General features: G+C 31.8%; 18 protein-coding genes and 1 riboswitch. Of the genes, 7 read left to right on the top strand and 11 right to left on the bottom strand.

Translation table 11 applies throughout. The annotated features are described in order from the left end of the window. Positions 1 to 397 precede the first annotated feature (397 nt). The 5 genes from KQI89_RS16225 to KQI89_RS16205 all read left to right on the top strand — a co-directional run bounded on the left by KQI89_RS16225 (position 398) and on the right by KQI89_RS16205 (position 6,027). On the top strand, positions 398 to 2,071 hold the full coding sequence (locus KQI89_RS16225; RefSeq protein ID WP_216457969.1) for an ABC transporter substrate-binding protein: 1,674 nt from the start codon (positions 398 to 400) through the stop codon (positions 2,069 to 2,071). Positions 2,072 to 2,281: 210 nt separating this feature from the next. Continuing rightward, on the top strand, positions 2,282 to 3,145 hold the full coding sequence (locus tag KQI89_RS16220; protein WP_343216390.1) for an ABC transporter permease: 864 nt from the start codon (positions 2,282 to 2,284) through the stop codon (positions 3,143 to 3,145). 36 nt (positions 3,146 to 3,181) lie between these two features. Further along, positions 3,182 to 4,027, top strand: coding sequence for an oligopeptide ABC transporter permease (opp4C, locus tag KQI89_RS16215; RefSeq protein ID WP_216457967.1), 846 nt, complete (start codon positions 3,182 to 3,184; stop codon positions 4,025 to 4,027). A gap of 9 nt (positions 4,028 to 4,036) precedes the next feature. Next, positions 4,037 to 5,026: an ABC transporter ATP-binding protein gene (locus KQI89_RS16210; protein WP_216457966.1), complete on the top strand. Its 990-nt coding sequence runs from the start codon at positions 4,037 to 4,039 to the stop codon at positions 5,024 to 5,026. Further along, the gene (locus KQI89_RS16205; RefSeq protein WP_216457965.1) at positions 5,026 to 6,027 is read left to right on the top strand and encodes an ABC transporter ATP-binding protein; all 1,002 of its coding nucleotides are present in this window, start codon (positions 5,026 to 5,028) and stop codon (positions 6,025 to 6,027) included. Before KQI89_RS16210 ends, KQI89_RS16205 begins: the two co-directional genes overlap by 1 nt. A 490-nt stretch (positions 6,028 to 6,517) precedes the next feature. Here KQI89_RS16205 and KQI89_RS16200 read toward each other — a convergent pair whose 3' ends face one another. Further along, entirely contained in the window at positions 6,518 to 7,252 is a 735-nt protein-coding gene (locus tag KQI89_RS16200; RefSeq protein WP_216457964.1) for a Fic family protein, read from the bottom strand. 255 nt (positions 7,253 to 7,507) lie between these two features. Here KQI89_RS16200 and KQI89_RS16195 point away from each other — a divergent pair, with 255 nt between their 5' ends. Beyond that, positions 7,508 to 7,738 (top strand): DUF1292 domain-containing protein, encoded by a 231-nt coding sequence (locus tag KQI89_RS16195; protein ID WP_032123146.1) that lies wholly within the window; start codon positions 7,508 to 7,510, stop codon positions 7,736 to 7,738. A 233-nt stretch (positions 7,739 to 7,971) separates the two neighbouring features. On the opposite strand, the gene KQI89_RS16190 is transcribed toward KQI89_RS16195, so the two are convergent. The 10 genes from KQI89_RS16190 to KQI89_RS16145 form a co-directional block, all read right to left on the bottom strand. Then, complete coding sequence (locus KQI89_RS16190) at positions 7,972 to 9,954, bottom strand: elongation factor G (RefSeq protein WP_216457963.1); 1,983 nt, start codon at positions 9,952 to 9,954, stop codon at positions 7,972 to 7,974. A gap of 51 nt (positions 9,955 to 10,005) precedes the next feature. Then, complete coding sequence (locus tag KQI89_RS16185) at positions 10,006 to 10,935, bottom strand: ECF transporter S component (RefSeq protein WP_246583157.1); 930 nt, start codon at positions 10,933 to 10,935, stop codon at positions 10,006 to 10,008. After that, positions 10,905 to 12,647 carry an ABC transporter ATP-binding protein gene (locus KQI89_RS16180; protein WP_216457962.1) on the bottom strand — a complete coding sequence of 581 codons (1,743 nt, stop codon included), beginning with the start codon at positions 12,645 to 12,647 and terminating at the stop codon, positions 10,905 to 10,907. The genes KQI89_RS16185 and KQI89_RS16180 overlap by 31 nt, the downstream gene beginning before the upstream one ends. Further along, positions 12,620 to 13,510: an energy-coupling factor transporter transmembrane component T gene (locus KQI89_RS16175; protein WP_216457961.1), complete on the bottom strand. Its 891-nt coding sequence runs from the start codon at positions 13,508 to 13,510 to the stop codon at positions 12,620 to 12,622. The genes KQI89_RS16180 and KQI89_RS16175 overlap by 28 nt, the downstream gene beginning before the upstream one ends. 2 nt (positions 13,511 to 13,512) lie before the next feature. Next, positions 13,513 to 14,781: a DUF4430 domain-containing protein gene (locus tag KQI89_RS17815; RefSeq protein ID WP_343216389.1), complete on the bottom strand. Its 1,269-nt coding sequence runs from the start codon at positions 14,779 to 14,781 to the stop codon at positions 13,513 to 13,515. A gap of 18 nt (positions 14,782 to 14,799) precedes the next feature. Then, the gene (locus tag KQI89_RS16165) at positions 14,800 to 15,435 is read right to left on the bottom strand and encodes a cohesin domain-containing protein (RefSeq protein ID WP_216457960.1); all 636 of its coding nucleotides are present in this window, start codon (positions 15,433 to 15,435) and stop codon (positions 14,800 to 14,802) included. Between the two features lie 102 nt (positions 15,436 to 15,537). Then, positions 15,538 to 18,273, bottom strand: a complete 2,736-nt coding sequence (locus KQI89_RS16160; RefSeq protein WP_216457959.1) for a DUF4430 domain-containing protein — start codon at positions 18,271 to 18,273, stop codon at positions 15,538 to 15,540. 109 nt (positions 18,274 to 18,382) lie between these two features. After that, positions 18,383 to 18,529, bottom strand: a complete 147-nt coding sequence (locus KQI89_RS17810; protein ID WP_032123151.1) for a DUF2292 domain-containing protein — start codon at positions 18,527 to 18,529, stop codon at positions 18,383 to 18,385. A 234-nt stretch (positions 18,530 to 18,763) separates the two neighbouring features. Beyond that, a riboswitch (cobalamin riboswitch) is annotated at positions 18,764 to 18,947 on the bottom strand. 126 nt (positions 18,948 to 19,073) lie between these two features. Continuing rightward, positions 19,074 to 19,298, bottom strand: a complete 225-nt coding sequence (locus KQI89_RS16150; protein ID WP_216457958.1) for a DUF2922 domain-containing protein — start codon at positions 19,296 to 19,298, stop codon at positions 19,074 to 19,076. 101 nt (positions 19,299 to 19,399) lie between these two features. Continuing rightward, a complete protein-coding gene (locus KQI89_RS16145) occupies positions 19,400 to 19,627 on the bottom strand; it encodes a DUF1659 domain-containing protein (protein ID WP_032123153.1) in 228 nt (75 codons plus the stop codon). Positions 19,628 to 20,137: 510 nt separating this feature from the next. Here KQI89_RS16145 and KQI89_RS16140 point away from each other — a divergent pair. Further along, positions 20,138 to 21,715, top strand: coding sequence for an ABC transporter substrate-binding protein (locus KQI89_RS16140; protein ID WP_216457957.1), 1,578 nt, complete (start codon positions 20,138 to 20,140; stop codon positions 21,713 to 21,715). Positions 21,716 to 21,732: the final 17 nt, after the last annotated feature.

The following is a 21,732-nucleotide window of genomic DNA, read 5'->3' as shown; positions in this document are numbered from 1 at the left end:
TTTCTTAGGAATAAACTCCATCTAAACTTAACAATCATTTTAATAATCATTTATTAGACCTATCTATTACAGTGCTCATATTATCAAATCAAATGAAATTTCCTTTGGTATCCCCTGCTTATATCTTTATTTACTGATTCATTATATTACCTAAGAAGTAATGAAATTATCTTATAGGATCTTCGTGATCCTTTAAAAATATTCTAAAATATAGAGTGAAAATTAGTAATCCCTTTTAACTATTTAAAAAAACTATAATGATAAAGAGTATTATTTGAAAAACAAAACTTCAAATTATGTATAAAGTATTAATAAAATTATATAAGGTGTTATAATGAAACATGGAATGACAACAAAATAATACAAGAAATTACATATAATCCTAGGAGGACTTTTTATGAGAAAAACATTATGTAAGATTTTAGCTGTACTGACTATAGGATCTGTAATGATCACTGGTTGTAGTAGTAAAAATCAAGAGAGTGTAAACCAAGGTCAAAAACAGGAGATTAAAAAAGGAGGAGTTGTTAAGCAAGCTCTTTCAGTAGCACCTGAAGGTGTCTTTATGCCATCATTTTTTACTTTTAGTTATGATGCAAATATTAATACTATGCTTTACGATGGGTTACTTTCTCTAGATGAAAATCTAGACGTTGAGCCAGCCCTTGCTGAAACCTACAAATTATCAGAGGATAAAAAGACCATAACTTTTAAAATAAGAGAAGGAGTAAAATGGCATGACGGAACAGCTTTTACAGCTGATGATGTAAAGTTTACTTTTGATTTAGCTTGTAATCCTAAGTATAACGGACCTTATACAATGTATGTTAAGAATATAAAAGGCTATGATGACTTTAAAGCAGGTAAAACCGTGGAGCTTGAAGGTGTTAAAAAAACAGATGATAAAACTGTAGAAATAACAACTAATGAAATTTATGCTTCAGCTTTAATTAATTTTGGCTATATGATAAAAATAGTTCCAAAACACATTTGGGACAAAGGTGACGTAGAAGCTATACAAAAGGATACTAATTTAATAAGAAACCCAGTAGGTACAGGACCCTTTAAGCTAGAAAACTTTACACCTGACCAAAGTGTTGAGCTTGCAGCTAATGATGATTATTGGAACGGAAGGCCTAACATAGATAAATACATATTTAAATTAGTTAGTGCAGAAACTGCTGATGCTCAATTAGAAAATAATGAAATAGACATAACTGGTGTAGGAAGTATTACAAAAGAAGAAGAGGAAGCTTATAAAAAACAAGGATTTGATTTAAAAGAGATAACAAATAATGCTTATCAATATATTGGCTTAAACTTAGAGAAACCTGAATTTAGCGATAAAAAAGTGAGACAAGCATTTGCTTATGCTATAAATCGTGAATCTATTGTAAAAGATGTTTTAAATGGTCATGGTGAAGTTGCAAACAACCCATTTCCATCAAATAACTGGGCTCATCCAACTGGATTAAAGGAATATAAGTATGATTCTAAGAAAGCCATAGAGCTTTTAAAAGAAAGTGGATGGGAGTATAAAGAAGAAGAAAAGAAAATGTATTATGATGGTAAAGCATTTAAGTTTACTTTAAAGTATGCTTCAGGGGATGAATCTAAAAATAAATATGCATTAATATTACAACAAAACTTTAAAGACATTGGTATAGAATTAGAACTTAATCCTATGGAGTTTGCAACAATGACTGCTGATGTAAAAAAAGGAGACTTTGATGGATTCTTAATGGGAATAGGGAACTTTTATGATGGAGATTTATCAGCAAATTATCTTTCAGTAGCAAATCCACCAAATGGTTATAACTATGCAAGGTTTAAAAACGAAAAGGTTGATGAGCTTATAAAGGAATCTGCAAAACATCTTACAAAAGATGAAAGAAAGCCTATACTTAATGAAATAGCTTTAGAGTTAAATGAGGAGTTGCCTGTTATATATGTTTATCATTGGAGCAGCTTAATAATTCTAAATCCTAAGGTTAAAAATTTCAAAAATTCTCAACCAACATTTTACCAGTATGTGAAGGATTTATATATAGAGGATGGAAATACAAAATAGTATTTTAAAATAAAAATTAAATTGCCTTGCTAAGAGAAACTTTTCTATTAGGAAGGCAATTGTTTTATGTTTAGAACAAATTAAGAATTCAGAGGTTATTTAAAGATGAAAAAATATTTTTTAAAAAGGCTTCTAACGATGCTCCCAGTTTTTATTGGGTTATCTATAATTATATTTACCCTAATAAATATTGCTCCTGGTGATCCTTATATGAATATAGTTGAGGGACAAATCACTATTTCAGCTTCAGATAAAGAGACTGCCTTAAATGCCATAGGATATTATGATCCTATATATTTAAAATATATAAAGTGGATGGGAAAAGTATTAAAGGGGGATATGGGTACTTCTATAAGATATAATGAACCAGTTGTAGATATAATAAAAAGAAGAATATCAAACACATTTTTGTTATCTATCGTAACCTTAATCTTGACTACTTTAATAGCTATACCTTTAGGCATAGCATCAGCAATAAAACCCTATTCCTTTAAAGACAGATTCCTTACTATACTTTCTCTTATAGGTATATCCATACCAGGATTTTTTATAGCTCTTGTAATAATAAAAATCTTTGCTATTAATTTAGGATGGTTTCCAATATCAGGGCTATCAACTGTTGGAGAGAAATTAACAGGATTTAATAAATTTATTGATGTGATAAAGCACATGATTTTACCTGTTATATCAATGACTATATTAGAAGTTGCATCTCTTATGAGATACACTAGATCCTCTATGTTAGATGTTTTTAATCAAAGTTATATTAGGACAGCTCGGGCAAAGGGGCTTAATGAAAAGCTTATTATATATAAACATGCATTTAGAAATGCTCTAATACCAGTAGTTACTTTATTAAGCACATCTCTTGGCTATATAGTAGCTGGAACAATATTAATCGAAACTATATTTGTTTGGCCAGGCATGGGAACCTTATTTTATCAATCTATAGCTAACAGAGACTATCCTTTAGTAATGGGCTGCGCAATGATACTGTCCTCTTGCATCTTGTTAGCAAATTTATTTTCAGATATTGTTTACTGCCTTGTGGATCCAAGGATAAGATTTAAATAAATATTAAATAAGGGTAATTAAAAATGGTGAAATTTTATGAACATAAATAATAAGAAAGCGAAGTTAATATTAAGAAATAAGAGAGCAGTATTCGGATTAATTTTCTTAGGGCTTATTACACTAACCTCTATCTTTGGTCCCCTACTAATGACTAAGGATAGAGATGAAATAAATACATCCATTGCAAATAAACCTCCAAGTATAGAGCACGTACTTGGAACAGATGATTTAGGAAGAGATATCTTAGTAAGATTGGTTTATGGTGGAAGAGTTTCCTTAGCAGTTGGCCTAGGAGCCACCTTTATCTCCTTAACAATAGGAGTTTTTTTAGGTGCTATTGCTGGCTATTTTGGTGGTAAAATAGATCTTTTAATAACCATTCTTATAGATATTTTTATGTGCCTTCCCTTTTTTATAATAGCTATAATATTAGCATCTTTAATAGGTCCTAGCATGTGGAATTCCGTTGTAATAATAGGCTTTTTAGGATGGACCACCATTGCTAGAATAGTTCGTGGACAAGTTCTTGCATTAAAAGAAAGGCAGTTTATAGAAGCTGCAACCTGTCTTGGTATGGATTCAATGGAGATAATATTTAAACATATAATTCCTAATATTATGTCCTCTATAATTGTATATGCTACCTTAGGAATTGCTGGAGCTATATTGGCAGAATCAGGTTTAAGTTATTTAGGAATGGGAGTAAAACAACCTGTTCCTAGTTGGGGAAATATGCTTTCTACTGCTAGAAATATGAAGTCTCTTATGAGGTATTGGTGGCAATGGGCACCGCCAGGAGTAATGGTATTTTTAACTATACTTTCTATTAACTTTATAGGAGATGGATTAAGAAGTACTATAAACCCAAGGACAAAGGAGTAGAGAATTATTATGGAAGATAATATATTAGAGGTAACAGATTTAATCACTAGTTTTAAAGGTGTTGAAGGAAAAATTAAAGCAGTAGATGGGATTAGTTTTAATTTAAAAAGAGGAAAGGTATTAGGTATCGTTGGAGAATCAGGCTGTGGCAAAAGTATAACAGCCATGTCTATTATGAGACTTGTTGAAAAGCAAGGTGGATTAATAGAGGCGGGAAAAGTTTTGTTTGAAGGAAAAGATTTATTAAAGCTCAGTGACTTAGACATGAATACTATTAAAGGTAATGAGATCTCAATGATATTTCAAGAACCCATGATATCTTTAAATCCAGTACTTAAAATAGGGGATCAAATTGGTGAAATATTAAAAGTACATAGAAATGTTAAGGGTAATGACAATAAAAAAAGAGTTATAGAGATGTTAAACCTTGTTGGAATTAAAAGAGCAGATGAAATTATAAATGAATACCCTCATAAGCTAAGTGGGGGGATGTGCCAAAGGGTTATGATAGCTATGGCATTATGTTGTACACCTAAGCTTTTAATAGCAGATGAGCCCACAACAGCCTTGGATGTAACAGTGCAAGCTCAAGTATTAGATTTAATTAATGATCTTAAAGATGAATTAAATATGTCAGTAATTTTTATAACCCATGATTTAGGTGTTATATGTGAAGTTGCAGATGATGTAATGGTTATGTATGCAGGAAATATAGTAGAAAAGGCATCTATAGATGAAATATTTGATAACCCTGTTCATCCATACACTATAGGTTTAATTAACTCAAGACCAGAGAATTTTAAAAAGGGAGAACCACTTAAATGTATTAGGGGTAAAGTACCAAAGCTTTCAGATATATTAGATGGATGCCCCTTTGCTGATAGGTGTGATTATGTTATGGATAAATGCAAGAAACATAAACCTAACTTACAAATCATAAAACCTGGACATGAAGTTAGATGCTTTAGATATGATTTAGAAAAGGAAGGTAACCTTTAATGAATAAGTTAGAGTCTAATAAAGAGAAAATATTAGAAGTAAAAAATTTAAAATGCTATTTTAATTATGGTAGAAATCTATTTAATAAAGAAAATAAGATAATTAAGGCAGTGGATGGAATATCTTTTAATATTAATAAAGGTGAAGTATACGGACTTGTAGGAGAGTCAGGCTGTGGCAAGTCTACAACTGGTAGGGCGATACTAAACTTGATCCCTAAAATAGGAGGCTCTTTAAAGTTTAATGAAGAGCTTATTTATGATGTGGAAAATGGATATAGCATAAGTAAAAAGCATATGCAAAGCCTAAGAAAAGATATGCAAATGATATTTCAAGACCCCTATTCATCACTAGATCCCAGCATGACTATAGAAAATATAATTAAACAAGGGATAATAAAACATGGAATTATAGATAAAAGACAATCCAGGGATGAAATTAAAAGGATATTGGATCTATGTGGACTAAGAGAAGAAAGTATTAATAAGTATCCACATGAGTTTAGTGGAGGAGAAAGACAAAGAATAGTTATAGCAAGAGCACTATCTCTTAATCCAAAGTTTTTAGTATGTGATGAGCCTACAGCTTCATTAGATGTTTCTATACAAGCACAAATTCTTATGCTTATGGATAAATTAAAAAGAGAAATGAATTTAACTTATCTTTTCATATCCCATAACTTGAGTTTAGTTAGATATTTTTGTGATAGAACAGGGGTTATGTATCTTGGAAAGATTGTAGAAGAGGCAGAAGGAGAAGAGCTATTCTTAAATCCTAAACATCCCTATACTAAATGTTTAATTTCATCAATACCAAAAAGTCATCCAAAAGAAAAAAGGACTAGGATAATAATGAAGGATGAAATACCCAATGGTTATAATGAAATAAAAGGATGTAAATTTAACACAAGATGCCCCTATGCCAATGAAATTTGTAGAAATCAGGTACCAATATTAAAAGAAGTTTCAAAGGATCACTTTGTGGCATGTCACAATATCTAATTTATTAATAATTTTACCAACCATATCTAGAACAAGACACCCCTAAACCATTGATAACGCAGACTTCAGGGGTGTTTTTTATCAATTTTCCAAAGACACAAATCAGTTGGTAAAATTTTAAGCGGAGAACCCAAATCCATGATTTGGCGTGAATCCCTTAAGCAGAGAAGCAAGATTTAAAATCTTGTGTGAGTCGCTTACCCTTCGAGCACTCCTTCCATAAAAAAAGAGGGTGTTTCATTTTCTTATGAAAATTAACAAGTAGGTTCTAAAAATATAAAGGTAATAGAATATCAGTTATAATTTCTATTACCTCATTTTTTTAGGATTTATCCTACAATCATTAAGTTTTTTCGTTAGAAACAAATTAAGTGATTTTTTATACCTTCTTTAGCTATAAATTTCTTTCTAGCTGGCACATTATAAAATAGATCTCTTACTTCTATGGTGGTACCAACATTGCAACCTACCTCTTTATTTTATAAAGGTATTATGCAACTATATATAAATACATATCTAAACTTCTATTTACAGCTTCAACAATTATATTTATAAAGTCATCTAAATTTTCATGAGTACTAGCTTTTTCTAATGCCTTCATATATCCATCTCTATCTTCAGTTCTTATTACTGTTATAGGGTATCCATTTCTCATCAATATTAAATTCATTAAAAGCCTTGCAGTTCTACCATTCCCATCAATAAAAGGGTGAATATACACATATCTAAAATGGAATTCTGCTGCTAATTGCACAGGGTGCATTTTATCCTTGTTGCTATTATACCACTCAACTAGATCTACCATTTTTTCTTTCACTAAAAAATGTTCCACAGGTCTATGTTTGCTACCACTAATCAAAACATTGCTTTGTCTGTACTCTCCAGCATCTTTATTATTTATACTTTTTAATATTATATGATGTAAATCTTTTATAACTCTTTCGGAAATATCTAAATCCCTACTCACAATATCATATACATAATCCATTGCTTCCTTATGATTAATTACTTCTAAATGTTCTTTTAAACTCTTGCCCTTTCCAATAGTTAGACCATCCTCTAAGATTACCTTTGTTTCAGTTATTGTTAAAGTGTTTCCTTCTATTGCATTAGAATTATAAGTAAGTTCTACATCGAAATATTTTTTTAAATTTTCTACAGCCACTGTATTTAAAGGTCTCTTGTTATCTAACAACCTCTTTTTATTATCTATCTTTTCAAACATAATTCTCACTCCTATATTTATATAATTATGTCCTAATTTTTATTATATATAAGATATTATTACATATTTAAAGTGAAATAAAAAGCTACTATCTATTTTTAAGGTTTATATACAATCAAAACTCCTTCTAAGCCTTAAATATCTGTATGTATGAACTTATCCTAAAACTCAATATTATAATTTAATCTTAACTAATAAAATTCCTATTTATTGCACATCATAATATGAGAAGCTTTAGAAAGGAGTGTTATAATTATGAAAGAAAAAACTTATGCTTTTAAAAACGAAAATGGTGATTTAATAAACTATAACGTTAAAGAATATCTGTCAATAAATCAAAATGATTACGTAGTGATGTGTCCTGAAAATAATACATCCCAAATAGAGGTGTATAAATTCCATCTTGAAAATGGCAATGAATATTTAGATATCGTAGATAACAAGGCTGAACTTGATAAAGTAAAGGCCTCTTCAAAGGTTATCTAAGATACATAATTAGTCATTGAAGAAATAATTCTTTAAGCATCTTAAAAAAACTTTCTTTTGTTACATAGTTGCTACAGTGAATATGTATTAATAATATCAAGTGATTCTTAGGTGAAATTGGAGTTTGCTTAGAGCTAATTGCTTCTCCACCTGAAACTTGGTTAAATTCCCCTCTTAGAATTAAAAGAGAAACTTAAGGCATAGCCAGTTTCTCTTTTTTATCTATACTAATACTATTTGATTGCATTTCGTGAATATAATATAAATTTTGATCTATCTAGTGGATTTACTCCTACTCTTTCTCTTACCTCTCCTAATTCTAAAGGCACTGGACTATATCCAGAAAATCTAGTGCTAATAACTCCTTTTCCACTGGATATAATACCAAGTCTTATAGGATAATCTAAAGAGGTTGCTGCTGGCATCTCACCTTCTACAGTAAAGCTTCCCTTTGAAATCACAGGGCTATCAAAGGTTCCTCTCATTTGTATTATATCGCTTAAAACCTTTCCTCCAACTTCCTCTGGTACGGAAATCCTAAACTTAATTATAGGCTCTAATAAGGTAGTCCCTATATTACTTAGCCCATTCATTATTCCTATGGAGGTTGCTATGATAAAATCTCCAGGATTACTGTGCATGACGTGATCCTCTCCAGCTAGTAAGGTTACTTTTAAATCTATAACCTCCCAGCCATAGAGTCCTTGACTTAAAGCTACAGGTAATTGACTTTCTATTTCCCTTTGATACCTAACCTTTATATCCTCTGTCCTAACATTAGATTCATAGACTAATCCAGCACCTCTTTCTAAAGGTTCTATAAAGAATTTAACCACAGCCCAACAAGGTTTTGGCATAGTATAGCTTTCAAAACCTACTCCATTTCCTGAAGGGGTTTCTTTGTATATTACAGATGGCTTTCCAAAAGAAACCTCTATATCAAATCTGCTTTTTAATATGCTTCCTAAAATTTCAACTTGAATCATACCCATTATTTGAATATGAAGCTCATTTTTTTCCTTTATCCACTGCACATTAAGTAGTGGATCTTCTTCTTCTAACTCTTGAAATGCTTCCACAAGTTTCACATAATCCTCTTTAAGTTTTGGAAAAACTTGAAGTGTTAAAAGAGACTTTGCTATACTTGGAGTTTTAGGTATTCTTTTGGGACTTCCCAAAATATCTCCTATACTTACCTTTGATAACCCGGAAACACAAGCAATTTCTCCTGATAAAACATGCCCACAATCAACTTCTTTATGACCCTTAAGCTTTTTAATCTGTGTTACCTTCTCCTCAATATCTTTAGTATGATTATAAACTAAATCTCTGCTTTCAATCTTCCCTCTATATAATCTAATATAAGCTAGCTTCCCAAGGTTTTTATGACGTTTTACTTTGAAAACTATGGCAGAGAGCTCTTCTTTGCTGTAATCTTCATATGAGGGTATAAAATCCACTAAAGAATCTAAAAGTTCTGTAACGCCTACATCCCTCATAGCTGCCCCATACAGCACAGGATAAATGCTACACTTACCTATTAAAAGGGCTAGTCTCTCCTTTAAAAATTTAGAGTCTATATCTTCCCCTTCTAAATATTTCTCTAATAATAATTCATCCTTTTCTGCCATGGCTTCTATGAAATCATCCTTATACTTAGGACTTTTAACCTGATCTTTAAAAAGTAATTCCACCTCTGGATTTTGTGACTCCTGTCCCCTAAGAAATTCTAGTGTTAAAGTCGAATCTGTCAAAATCTTATTAATTTCTTCTAACACCTTATCTATGTCAGCACCTACTCTATCAACCTTATTTATAAATATTATTGTAGGAACTTTCATATCTTTTAAAGCCTTGAAATATACTTCTGTCTGAGGCTGTACCCCCTCCACTGCTGAAATAACAATAACCGCTCCATCTAGTACACTAAGAGACCTTTCTACCTCTGCTGAAAAGTCTACATGCCCAGGAGTATCAATTATGTTTATATCTATCCCCTTCCAGCTTAAGTTAGCCTCAGAGGACTTTACAGAAATCCCTCTTTGCTTTTCTACCTCTAAGCTATCTGTATGTGCGGTTCCTTTATCAACGCTTCCAAGGCTCCTTATGACTTCACTTTTATATAAAATATGCTCTGTTAAAGTAGTTTTTCCTGCATCAACATGAGCCAATATACCAATATTTCTTACACCTTTTATATTTAACTCCTCTTCCATAAGCACTGTCCTTTCACAATTCACTATAAGTGTATTATACATTTTTTAAGCTTATGGTTCTATTAATCCGTATTTTATTTTTATCCTATCTAGCTTTTCTATCATGGGCTCAGATATTATAAAGAGAAAAAACACTGTAGATATAGCATGTACAGCATCAAAAGGTATACCTGATATAATACAGGCTATAAATACATCTACGCTAAATTTAGAATACATCATAAACACAGAGGCTGTATTTAGTAATACGCCATATATAAAAAAGGTGGCTAGTCCTCCATATATACATAGGGCAATTCTATTTTTCTTTAATCTTCCCTTTTTAAATAAAATCCCTGCAAGAAAGCCAATTATCCCGAATCCGAACATTTGCCATGGGGTCCAAGGACCTTGTCCAAAGAAAAAATTAGATACAAATCCCGATACAGCTCCCACAAGAAAACCTGATTCTGCTCCAAAGCATACTCCTGAAATAATCACCACTGCTACTACAGGTTTAAATTGTGGAAGCATAAAAAATGCTGCTCTTCCTGCCACTGCAATTGCAGAGAGCACTGAAATTACTATTAGCTCTCTAGCCTGTGGCTTTCTTTTTTCAAACACCATAAAGAATGGAATCATAGTGTATATAACAATTAGTAGACTTATAAAGTAATATTTTCTATCCTTTAATACAAAGATCCCAAATAATATTGTTATTGGAACTACAATTAATATCAGCACCGATGCAAATACAGTTCTTTCATTTAACTTATGATTTTTTTCTACTGCTCCTTGCTGTTTTTTAGATTTATTTTCTTTGTAATCTTCTGAAGGTTTTTGCTCCTTTGTTTCTTCTTTATATTCATGCTCTATTTCTATAAGATTTTTAAATTCAACCATATCATTATTTTTAGTTTCATCTTTGTTATAACCCTCTAAAGAACTCTCATGATAATTTATAACTTCAGTTATTTCACCTTGCTCATATTTAAATTGCATAAACTAATCACATCCTCACAAGTTACTGTGTTTTCAAATACATGACGTGACATCCTATTAGCTGCAGTAGTATAAAAGCTATTCCCTGAAAAAAACTTATTAGGTGTATCATAAGTAACTATATTCCCGTCAAAAAATAGTGCACATCTATCTGCGTATTCAGCACAAAATTCAATGTCATGAGAAACCATAACCACTGTAACTCCCTCATTAAGTAATTTTTTTAGGATTTTATATAGCTTTTCTTTAAAATGTCCATCAAGCCCCTTGGTAGGTTCATCAAGTAAAATAATCTTTGGTTCTAATAGTAAAACCTTCGCAAGAGCAGCCCTTTGTTGTTCTCCTCCACTTAAGTCATAGGGGTGCATATCTAAAAGATGTTCAATCTCTACTAGTTTTGCTATCTCTTTAACTTTCTCTACTCTCTCCTCTTTACTTAACTTAAACTTTGATAACATCTCATGTAAATCTAGCTCCACTGTCTTTTTTACAAATAGTACTTGAGGATTTTGTGGAAGTACACCTAAGTTCTTTGTAAACAGCTCCTTATCCTTCATCTTCCTTATATCTTTACCATCTATAAAAACCTTACCTCTATAAGGTTTATTTATTCCATTTATAATTGAAAGAGTAGTGGTTTTCCCTGTACCATTTCCACCTACAATGCAGTAAAGCTCTCCACGCTTTACTTCTAAAGATAAGTCTTTTACTACATCAGGTAGATTTTTATCATATTTAAACCACACATCTTCAAGTTTAATTGCAATGTTTTCTAAGTCTTCACTTTCACTTCTAAATAGTATTTTGTTTCTTTTTTTCATTGACTTATCTTCATAATTAATTCTAGGGATTTCTTCAAGCTTTCTATGTAAAATATCTTTTTCCTTAAGTAATTCATTAATCCAATTGCGGCCTTCTCTTACAGTGATAGGACAACTTAATTTATTTTCTACCATGGAATGTATCTTCATAGAAGATGGCATTGATACGAACATTTCATGGTTAATCTCTTTTAGCCTTCTCCCTACCTTTTGAGGAATATCATTTGCTATGATTTCACCTTCATCCATTACTACTACTCTATCAGCCATGGTAAATACCTCTTCTAGATGATGCTCTGTCATAATTATAGTTGTTCCTAGATCCCTATTAATCTTTTTTATAGTTTGAAGAAAATCACTGGCAGCTATTGGGTCTAACTGAGATGTTGGCTCATCTAAAAGTAAAACCAATGGTTGCATGGCCATAATTGATGCTAAGTTTAATAATTGTTTTTGCCCTCCTGATAGTTCTGTTACATCCTTCATAAACCAGGTTTGAATTCCAAAAAAGCTTGCCATTTCAGCTACTCTAAGTCTTATGGTTTTATTATCATATCCTAGACTTTCAAGCCCAAAGGCCAGTTCATGCCATACCTTATCTGTAACAATTTGATTATCTGGACTCTGAAGTACGTATCCTATCTGTGATGCTTGCTCCCTCATGGTTATATCTTCAATGGGTTTAGAGTTAAATAAAATTTCACCACTACGAGTTCCATGAGGGGTTAATGTAGTTTTAAGGTGGCGTAATAATGTACTCTTTCCGCAACCAGACTTTCCACATATCACTAAGAACTCACCTTGATTTATAGTTAAATTAATATTTTTAAGAGCTGGAGCTTCTTTAAGTGGGTATGTAAAAGTTAATTCTCTAATGCCAAACGCTTCCATTTTATTTCCTCCTTAAAATCTATGATAAAAGGCATAAGACAAAGCAATATATATGCAATGTACACTAACACACTAAATGCCGTAATAGCTTTTACCTTTATAATTGGATAATATACTATGGTGTTTTCTCCTAAAAATGAACCTATTAAGATTATTATTGTAAGTGCAAACATTAGTAAAAAGGTAATCTTATCTCTTTTATCAAATCTAAATATAGAAAAACTTGTACGCCCTTTAAGTCCATAACCTCTTGATTTCATGGAATCTGCTGTTTCAATAGCATTCTCTAAGGCCCAGGTAGTCATAATTGATAGAATCTTTATTCCATTCTTGGCTCTAGTTATAATATTTCCGTTGGTTACATCACGACCTATGCACTTTTGGCCATTAGATATGACCTTAATTTGTGCCTTATATCTTGGTACAAATCTTAATACCATAGATATTATAAGGGAAGTGCCTGGAATAACCCTTCCCCATAAATAAATAAATTTATCTGAAGACATTACTGCGTTGTAACAAGAAAACCACAAAATAACTGAAATAAACATTACTGCTGCTGCAATACCATACAAAATTGATTCAAGAGTCATAGGATTTCCGCTCTTAAGATAGAATAGAATGGTTACCCCTTGATGATTAAAAGCTGGATTCATAATTGCCATTATAATAAGTAAGGGGAACATGTATAAAAGATTAAACTTAACTGCTTTTTTTCCATTCAAACTCACAGAGTAAATAAATGAAGAAATTAAAGAAATCCCTAAAAATATTGGATGCATAAAAAACATACTAAATATTATAACCACTGTGAAGTAATAGAAATTTACTATAGGATGAAAACCCTTAAAAGAATTAGTCATCTCTATTGCCCTCCCATCCATTCACAGCCAACATCTCTGCCTAAGTCGCAAGTATATACCCACTCTATAACATCTCCATCTTTAAGTAAGTATCTACTACATCCATAGTTAGGAAACCATCCATTAACCTTGTACATCCATCCACTTAAGGCTCCTCCGTCAAATTCATATAAATTATTAATTCCTTGTATATAGTTGCTATTGAATATTGGTGTCATTTCAAACTCCATGTGTATCTTATTCTTTTTAACTTCCCTAAGGAGTACGTCAAACACAAATTCTCCCTCATAAAACTCCACTGTCCTTGTAGCATAAATGATACCATTTGAAGGAATCATCTCTTCCTTTCCATTGGATTTTGCTTCTGCATAATTAGCTGGCTTTAGTAAGGTATCACATCTAATAGAAAGAGTGCAGTATCTAACCTTGCTTTTATCTACTGATTTATCTTGCCACTCTACAGGAGATGGCTTTCCTTCTGGAGTAGGATCTGTCTGATATTTATCTTTTTTATCAGAACCTCTTGCCATTTGAGCTCTTTCCCTTGCAGTTGAAGCATACTTCTCCTTGGATTTATTGGTATAAGGTTTATTACCACTTCCACTGGATTTACTATCTGTCAAATACTGTGGAGCTTCACTTTTCTTTTCCTCTTCTTCTTTCTTATTTTCTTCATCTTTGTTCTCTTCTTTGTTAGAAGCCATATATTGGTTCGTCCCATTACCTACTATGTAGAACTTCCCTTTATTATCTAAGTGTATGAAAGTCACAATTGTCCTATCAGAATTTTCAACACTAGCTCCAGACACTATTACATAAGTATTGGTTTTTTCATCAAATTTATAAATATCTGCTCCGCTGCAATCCCACTTGCTATTTAATTCAATAGATATTGTTGGGTTATAATCAATGGAATCACTTTCATTAAAACTAAAGCCCTGTACCCATTCTGATGATGTTAGACTTTTTACTGAATCTAATTCATCGTTATTGAAGCTAATTAATAAATTTATATCCCTTGGTTTTGTTATATCATTGCCTAAAAATAGCCATTGATACTTTATACCATTTTCCTCTCCATTAAACATTTTCATATCATGGGTGTTTTTAATTTTCTTAAATGCTGAGGCTGAAACTACACCATCTTTAGGGATATCAGCTGTTCTAGAGTTTCCCTTTTCTTTATAGATTGACCAAGCTGTTAAGGAGCCCATTACAATTACTGCTATTACAAGCAATGGTATTACTATCTTTCTCCAATTCTTTTTCACAAGATATCCTCCTTAAACCTATTTTTGAATTACTATTTTAGAACTTTTAGCTCTTAATGTATTTTGATTTGTAGCAAGGCTAGTCCTCTCTTTATCTCCATTTACAGTAGCAATTACTGCATCATGAATAGTAAGATTGTACACCTCACCTTTTACTACACTATCTTTTAATTTAAATCCTAATCTAAGTACCACATTCTTTGACTTATTATCAAAACCTTCATTGGAGTAAGAATATTTTCCTGCAGTCATATCTAAGTACATAGTATTTATTTGACCTATTTGATTTGCCTTTTCCACATTACATGCCCACAAAGGAATGTCAAAAGAATTTTTATCTATTGTGGTATTTCCATGGGTCATCATAGTTCCAAGCTTCGTTCCTGTAAACTCAAGTTTATTTTTATCAAACCCAATGGTTACACTTGCAGCTGGATATATGTTTTTAGGCAAGTCGGATAAGATCACATCTACAGTGAACTCATCCCTATTAGAAACTTCTAGGGGCCCTGTTGGAACTAGAGTAAGGGTTGGAGTTTTTATTACCCATAAAAGCTTAAAGATCAAAAAAGAAATTAAGGCTAAAACAATTACTCCTATAGATACTCCAATTATTTTTTGTTTCTTAGACATGTTTTTAATTTTGTCTAGCATAAAACCCTCCTAAACCTTAGATGCAACCTATAGGAAAACTCCTATAGGTTGCCTTATATATCTATCAGGTTATTAAACTTTACCTACACCTTTTATATAGGTTTATTTACTTATAACCTTATATTCACTTCCATTTACATAACGCTCCATAATACCAAGTACATCGTAAGTATCAATCCTTGAATCTCCAGTAACGTTCATGGCAAGTATTCCATCATCATCTGGAGCTTGGCTCTTACGTAACCATCCTGATAAAGTATTTAAAGCATCTTGTGCATTTACAACATTATCACCATTTGAATCTCCAAACTTAAGGTACCTTGCCTTCTTTTTATTGCTTATATTATACTTACTTATATCTTTTAATCCATCTAATGCTACAGTTGTATCAATTAAAGCAATATAAGTTGCAACTCCTGTTTTATTTGTTATTTCCTCTGAGTAGTGCATCGTAGTATCATCATTTAAGATAATATGAGGGGTTTTTGTTAGATTAGTAAATTCTACTGCTACAGCTGACTTGCTTCCTGGAATAAGATCTACTCCATCACCTTTATAAAGAATTCTTGCCTTTGCCGTTATTTGTTCTCCAATTATTATATTGGTTTCTGATCTACTTACATCAATTTCATGAGTTGTAGAAGAATCTGAACTAGCTTTTAATGTAAGGCTATTAATTCTAACTGGTAATTTAGTATCCTTTTCAAGATCTTCAGTTAATTTAGCTGTAATTGTTATTACTTCAGCTGGAAACTCTGTTGCATTAAAGGATATGTCTTTAAGCTCAGTATTAGTATATACAATGCGTAGCTTACCATTTTCTACACCAAAATCAGGAAGCCCTCCACCCATATTATCACTCATGGTAATTTCAGTAATTTCGATTTCATTTGGAATGCTTATAATGCTATCTAATAGCTTAAAGTTTCCTTCTGGCCAGCTTCCAACCTTAACTTGCATCTTAAACTCTGTTTCTTTATTTCCGTTAATACTCTCAGGTACTGATATTATTGCCCTACCTTCAAGGTCTTCAACCATTCCAACATCTGTCATATCATAAAGAGAAGATTTCCCATCTACAAATCTATCATACGCAACTAAGGCATACATACCTTGATCTGTTGCCATACCATTTAATTCTTGATCCAATACGTGTTTGAATCCTCCACCTTTAACGTAAAATTCCATAATGGCAGAAATGAGCCAGTTTCCTTCTCCCTTGATAAATCTAGTGTCCTTTGCCGGATCTATACCAAGTGATGTTAACGCTACTATAACTTGTGCTACACTCTCACTATTTATTGATCCCCAACTTGAGTAACCACCAGTATCTTTCTGAATATCAGCTAAAACCTGAACTGCTCTATTAATATAAGGCTTAACCTTTTCATTATTCTTATATTTAGCTAAAGACTGTAGCGCCATTGCAGTTATATCTGGATCTGGAACCTTACCTGATAGTGCCCAACCACCAACTACACCATCTTTATCTGTTATTTCTTTATCTAATATATAATCTATAAGTATGTCTCTAGTGGTTTGAACTTTTACACCTTCAACTATGGGTATTTCATAGTTATTAGTATCCAATGCAATTAGTGCGAATATAGGGCCATTTATCCCTTGTCTTATAACTGTATTAAAATCTGCTAACTTTTCAAGTAAATTATATCCTCCAACATTTGTCACATCTTTACCTATAGCTGTAAGAGCTAATATAAGCCTTGAATACTCAGTATACTTAACCTTATGGAGTACCCCGTTTTTTTCCTTTAACTCATTTTCAATATTAGTATAATATTTTTCATAGTAACTCTCTGGTACATTGTATCCTGCCCTGGCTAGGGAAAGCACTGTCCACTCTCCAGCAAGAGTTCCAATCTTAGGATTTGGTGTATTTCCATACATTAAAGCGGCAGTTTCATTTATGGCTTCTTTTACACTTGGATTTGGCTGAATTAAATTTATACTTGGTTTAGTTGGGTTGCTTGGTTCCTCCGGATTGCCTTTGTCCCCTGGATTAGCCGGATTAACTGGATTAGATGAGTTACTTGCATCAATTGCCTTGTTAAGAAAATTTAATGCATTATCTACGCTTTCTTGTGGTGCATCTACAACTTGAATTACTTTGTAGGCTTTATCATAGGCTGCTTGTACACCATCTTTTGAAAGAATCATAGATTTATCGTTAGAACTATTAATTTCTGCTAATTTTGCAGTAAGGGCAGTCTTATTAGCTATAGGTTTGTATGTGCCTTCAAAGGAACCTGAAGTTTCATCACCTTCAAAGCCTCCACCAAGATCCTTACCATAACCATAAACAGTAAACTGCCACCTAATAACATCCCCATCTTCTGGATAATATGCAGCAGCACCGAAATTAGGGAACTTATTGTTTACAGAATACATCCAGCCAGACATAGTAGTATAGTCAAATTCACCCAGCCAATCCTCTTCTGCTCTGCCTGAGTCCACATCTCCACATTCATTTAATATATATTCAGGTACATTAGCTTCTCTTCTATCATTATCCTTTACATGGGCAAGATAAAACCCTTCCTCTATTGTTCCTGTTTTACGATAATTTCCTTCACCTATCAAGTTAGTAATTATCTCAGATACCTTGGTCCCCTCATATATAGGTACCCTCACTGGCTCTATTATATAACCAAGTCCCAACGTGAATTTTTCCATGGATACTGTTACATACCCCTTTGGCTCTGATTTGTTAGCCTTCCTAAATGGCATAGAAATTGCATTAGCTGCAACTCCAAAAAACATGAACATAACTAGTAATAAACTCAGCATCTTCTTAAATGTTGAATTTTGTCTTTTCATAACCATACCCACCTTTACTTTCTACTGCTTTGATTTAATTAACAGCTCATATAAACTATTAATTTTCTAACAGCACCTCCAGTTTTCTGGTCAGTACAATATCTTTCTTTTAAAGTTTAATTGACTTTCTTACTTCTTCAATCCTAATAGGTAGTCCATCTTGTACAATAACTTTTATCTCACCAAAGCCTACTTCTTTGATGATCTTTAGTAATTTTTCCTCCTTTTCATTTAGTTGGTAGCTTTTTTCATTCACTATACATCCCCCCTTATATTAAGTGATTCTAAGCTTTAGATATAATTTTAAATTTTATCTCATGCCTACTCGTTCTAATACCCATTTTCTTCTATATATTTTTAATTTTATTATGTAAAAATACAAATAAAAAAAGCCCTATTTCTAGGACTTTAAGCACTTAATAATACATAGAATACTCAATTTAGAAAGAGTAGCCTTGCATATTTATCGCATTAATTTCCCGCCGAAATCCTACGCTCTTATTTTATGGTAGGTCTCCTGACTTATAGCTTCCAGCCTAATCCTCTTAGTCTTCTCAAGAACTAATCTTAATGACTTTAATAGAGTTTCGTAGCTATTACAGTAGCGGGGGCTGTTGAGGATTCTAACCTCATTCCCTGTTATTGCATATGCAACCATAAAATATCATATATCGTTTACACATATATAATATATATTTTTTTATGTTTTGTCAAATCTTTCATTATATTATAATTTTTGTTTTTAAGTCAATACCTTGAGAAAGTACAATTAAAAAAAGCGACCTTTCAGTCGCTTTTTCTTATTTCAAATCTATCTTTGAAGATCCTCTTTCTATTATTTCTGCTGAATCCTTAAACATTAGTTGTCCTCCCTTTGAGGTTATTAAACCTTTAGAAATTATGTTGTCCATTAATTCTACTACATCTTCCCTCATTAAATCTTCTCTCACATGCTCAACCTTTACACTAGATTTAGTACCTTCCTTGCTGATAAAATTCATTACAAGAATTTTATTATTCTCCATCTTTAAACCCCTCCATAAATAATATTTTTGTTGTTTTTAAATCATAGATTTGGGTACCTGCTTAACCAATTCACACAAGATCATAGACCTTGGTTCTCTGCTTAAGATTCCTTAATGTTTTCTTGATATTCCCTAAGAAGCATATGCACAGAATGTTTTAAAACCTTATTGAAGTCTTTACACATTGCTAATATTTCTTCTTCTGTTGCCTCGGGTTTAATGTTTGAAAGTCTATAAGTTTTTACTATATCCTTTCCTTTTTCGTCCACCATCCCTGTGTTGTACTTCATCACCACTGCATTTTTAATTAAGTTTTTTGTTATTGCCATGTTTACCAACTCCTTTCATACATTACATATGTGTTTTGATTAATAGTTTCACTATAAATTTTTTAATTATTATCCACATAGCAATACTTAGGAGAAAATGTATAGCTTCCTATAATTACTTTTATAATCTATGAAATACTTCTTAGGCTCAGATGGAGTTTGCTTATGAGAAGTTCTCTCTATATCTGAACCTTATAAGAATTTATAACAGTGTGTAGTAGTGCTTATGGATAGCATAATTACTATAACTCACTAAAGTTTAAAGCTTAATATATCCAATTTTAATAAAACATAGATCATTAGTAACGGTAGTGATAGATAGATAAATACATTCCCTATGTAGCTAAAACCCCCGTATTTCCTTCCATGGATATTCGTTTACATAGATAATAACTATTAATAATCTTTTATTAATAGTTATTATCTATTGGAGTGTAATGCATTAAAAATGCTATAATTTTTTGTAGAAATATAATATAAAATCCAAACTATTGTTTAGGAGGTTTTTTAATGAAAGCAAAAAAATTGTTGGCGGCTATAATGGCAGCTTCAATGATTCTAGTTACTGCTTGCGGTACTAAAAAAGATGCTAATCCAGGCGCTTCAACAGATAAAGGTATAAAAGATGGTGGAACCATTATATTCCAAGCTGGTGGTGACCCTAACGTTTTAAACCCTTTATATGGGAACGACAGGGTTACTATGACAATTAATAATGCACTCTTTTCTCCATTATTCGTAATGAATGGAGAAAAAACTGATTTTTATCTTGCAGATAGCTTTGAAAGTTCAAGTGACTTTTTGACATATACATTAAAGCTTAAAAAAGATCTTAAGTGGCATGATGGAAAGCCATTAACTTCAGATGATATGATATTTACTCTAGATAAGATATTAGATAAAAAAGAAAACAGTTTGCTTAGAGACTATTTAGTTATTAATGATAAACCTATTGAATATAAAAAAGTTGATGATACTACAGTAGAGTTTAAGCTACCAGAAGTTACTGCTACCTTTAAGTCTTCTATAGCTAGACTTACACCAATACCTAAGCACATATTTGAAGGTGAAGAAAACATAGCTAAGAGTACAAAAAATGATAATCCTATAGGATCTGGTCCTTACAAATATAAGGAAGCTACTAAAGGTGAAAGTGTTACTTTAGTTAGAAATGAGGATTATTTTAGAGGAAAACCTCATCTTGAAACTGTGGTTTATAGAATTATACCTGATGCTAACACTGCAAATTCAGCTTTAACTACAGGTGAAATATCTGCTAAATACATATCAGCTAAAGATGTAGACAAGTTTAAAGATAAGCTTAATGTAATAACTTTTAGTGAAAATATGTTAAATAACATGGTTATAAACCAAAATAATGATGCTTTAAAGATAAAAGAAGTAAGACAAGCTATTGCTTATGCTTTAGATAAAGAAGAATTAATAAAAGGTGCATATACTTCTACAGAATACGGTGACAAAGCTAATACTGTATTTACTCCAGGTACTTTATATCATGATAATAATGGTGTAGAAAAGTATGATTTCAATGTAGAAAAGGCTAAAGAACTTTTAAATAAAGCAGGCATCACTTCCTTAGATTTAAAACTAGCTTATACTAATGGAAGTAAAGAACAAGAAGCTCAATCTTTAATAGTTCAACAACGTCTTAAGGATGTAGGCATAAATGTAGAGCTTATGGGTATGGAAAGAAATGCATTTATACAAAAGCTTGTAGATGCTAAAAATAATAAGGATTTTGACTTAGGGTTTAATGGTTTTGTAATGGGTGTTGACCCAGATGGATATAAACCTCTATTTTTAACAGGAAACCCTAATAACTTTATGAATTACAGCAATAAAGATCTTGATGCTCTATGGGCTAAAGGTGCAGTTGAAACTAATGACAAAAAAAGGGATGAAATATATAAAGAAGTTCAAAAGACCATTGCTGATGATATGTCTTTATATCCAATAGTATTCCCTAAATCTATAGTAGCTATTGATAATAAATTTGGTGGAGTGGAAGAAGCTGAGCCAGCACCAATATTTATGTTCAGGGATCTATCTAAACTTTATCAAAAGTAATTAATTTCATTTATTAT

It is taken from the genome of Clostridium simiarum, assembly GCF_018919175.1.
Taxonomy (GTDB): domain Bacteria; phylum Bacillota; class Clostridia; order Clostridiales; family Clostridiaceae; genus Clostridium_L; species Clostridium_L simiarum.
This window is presented reverse-complemented; position numbering and strand designations above follow the sequence as displayed.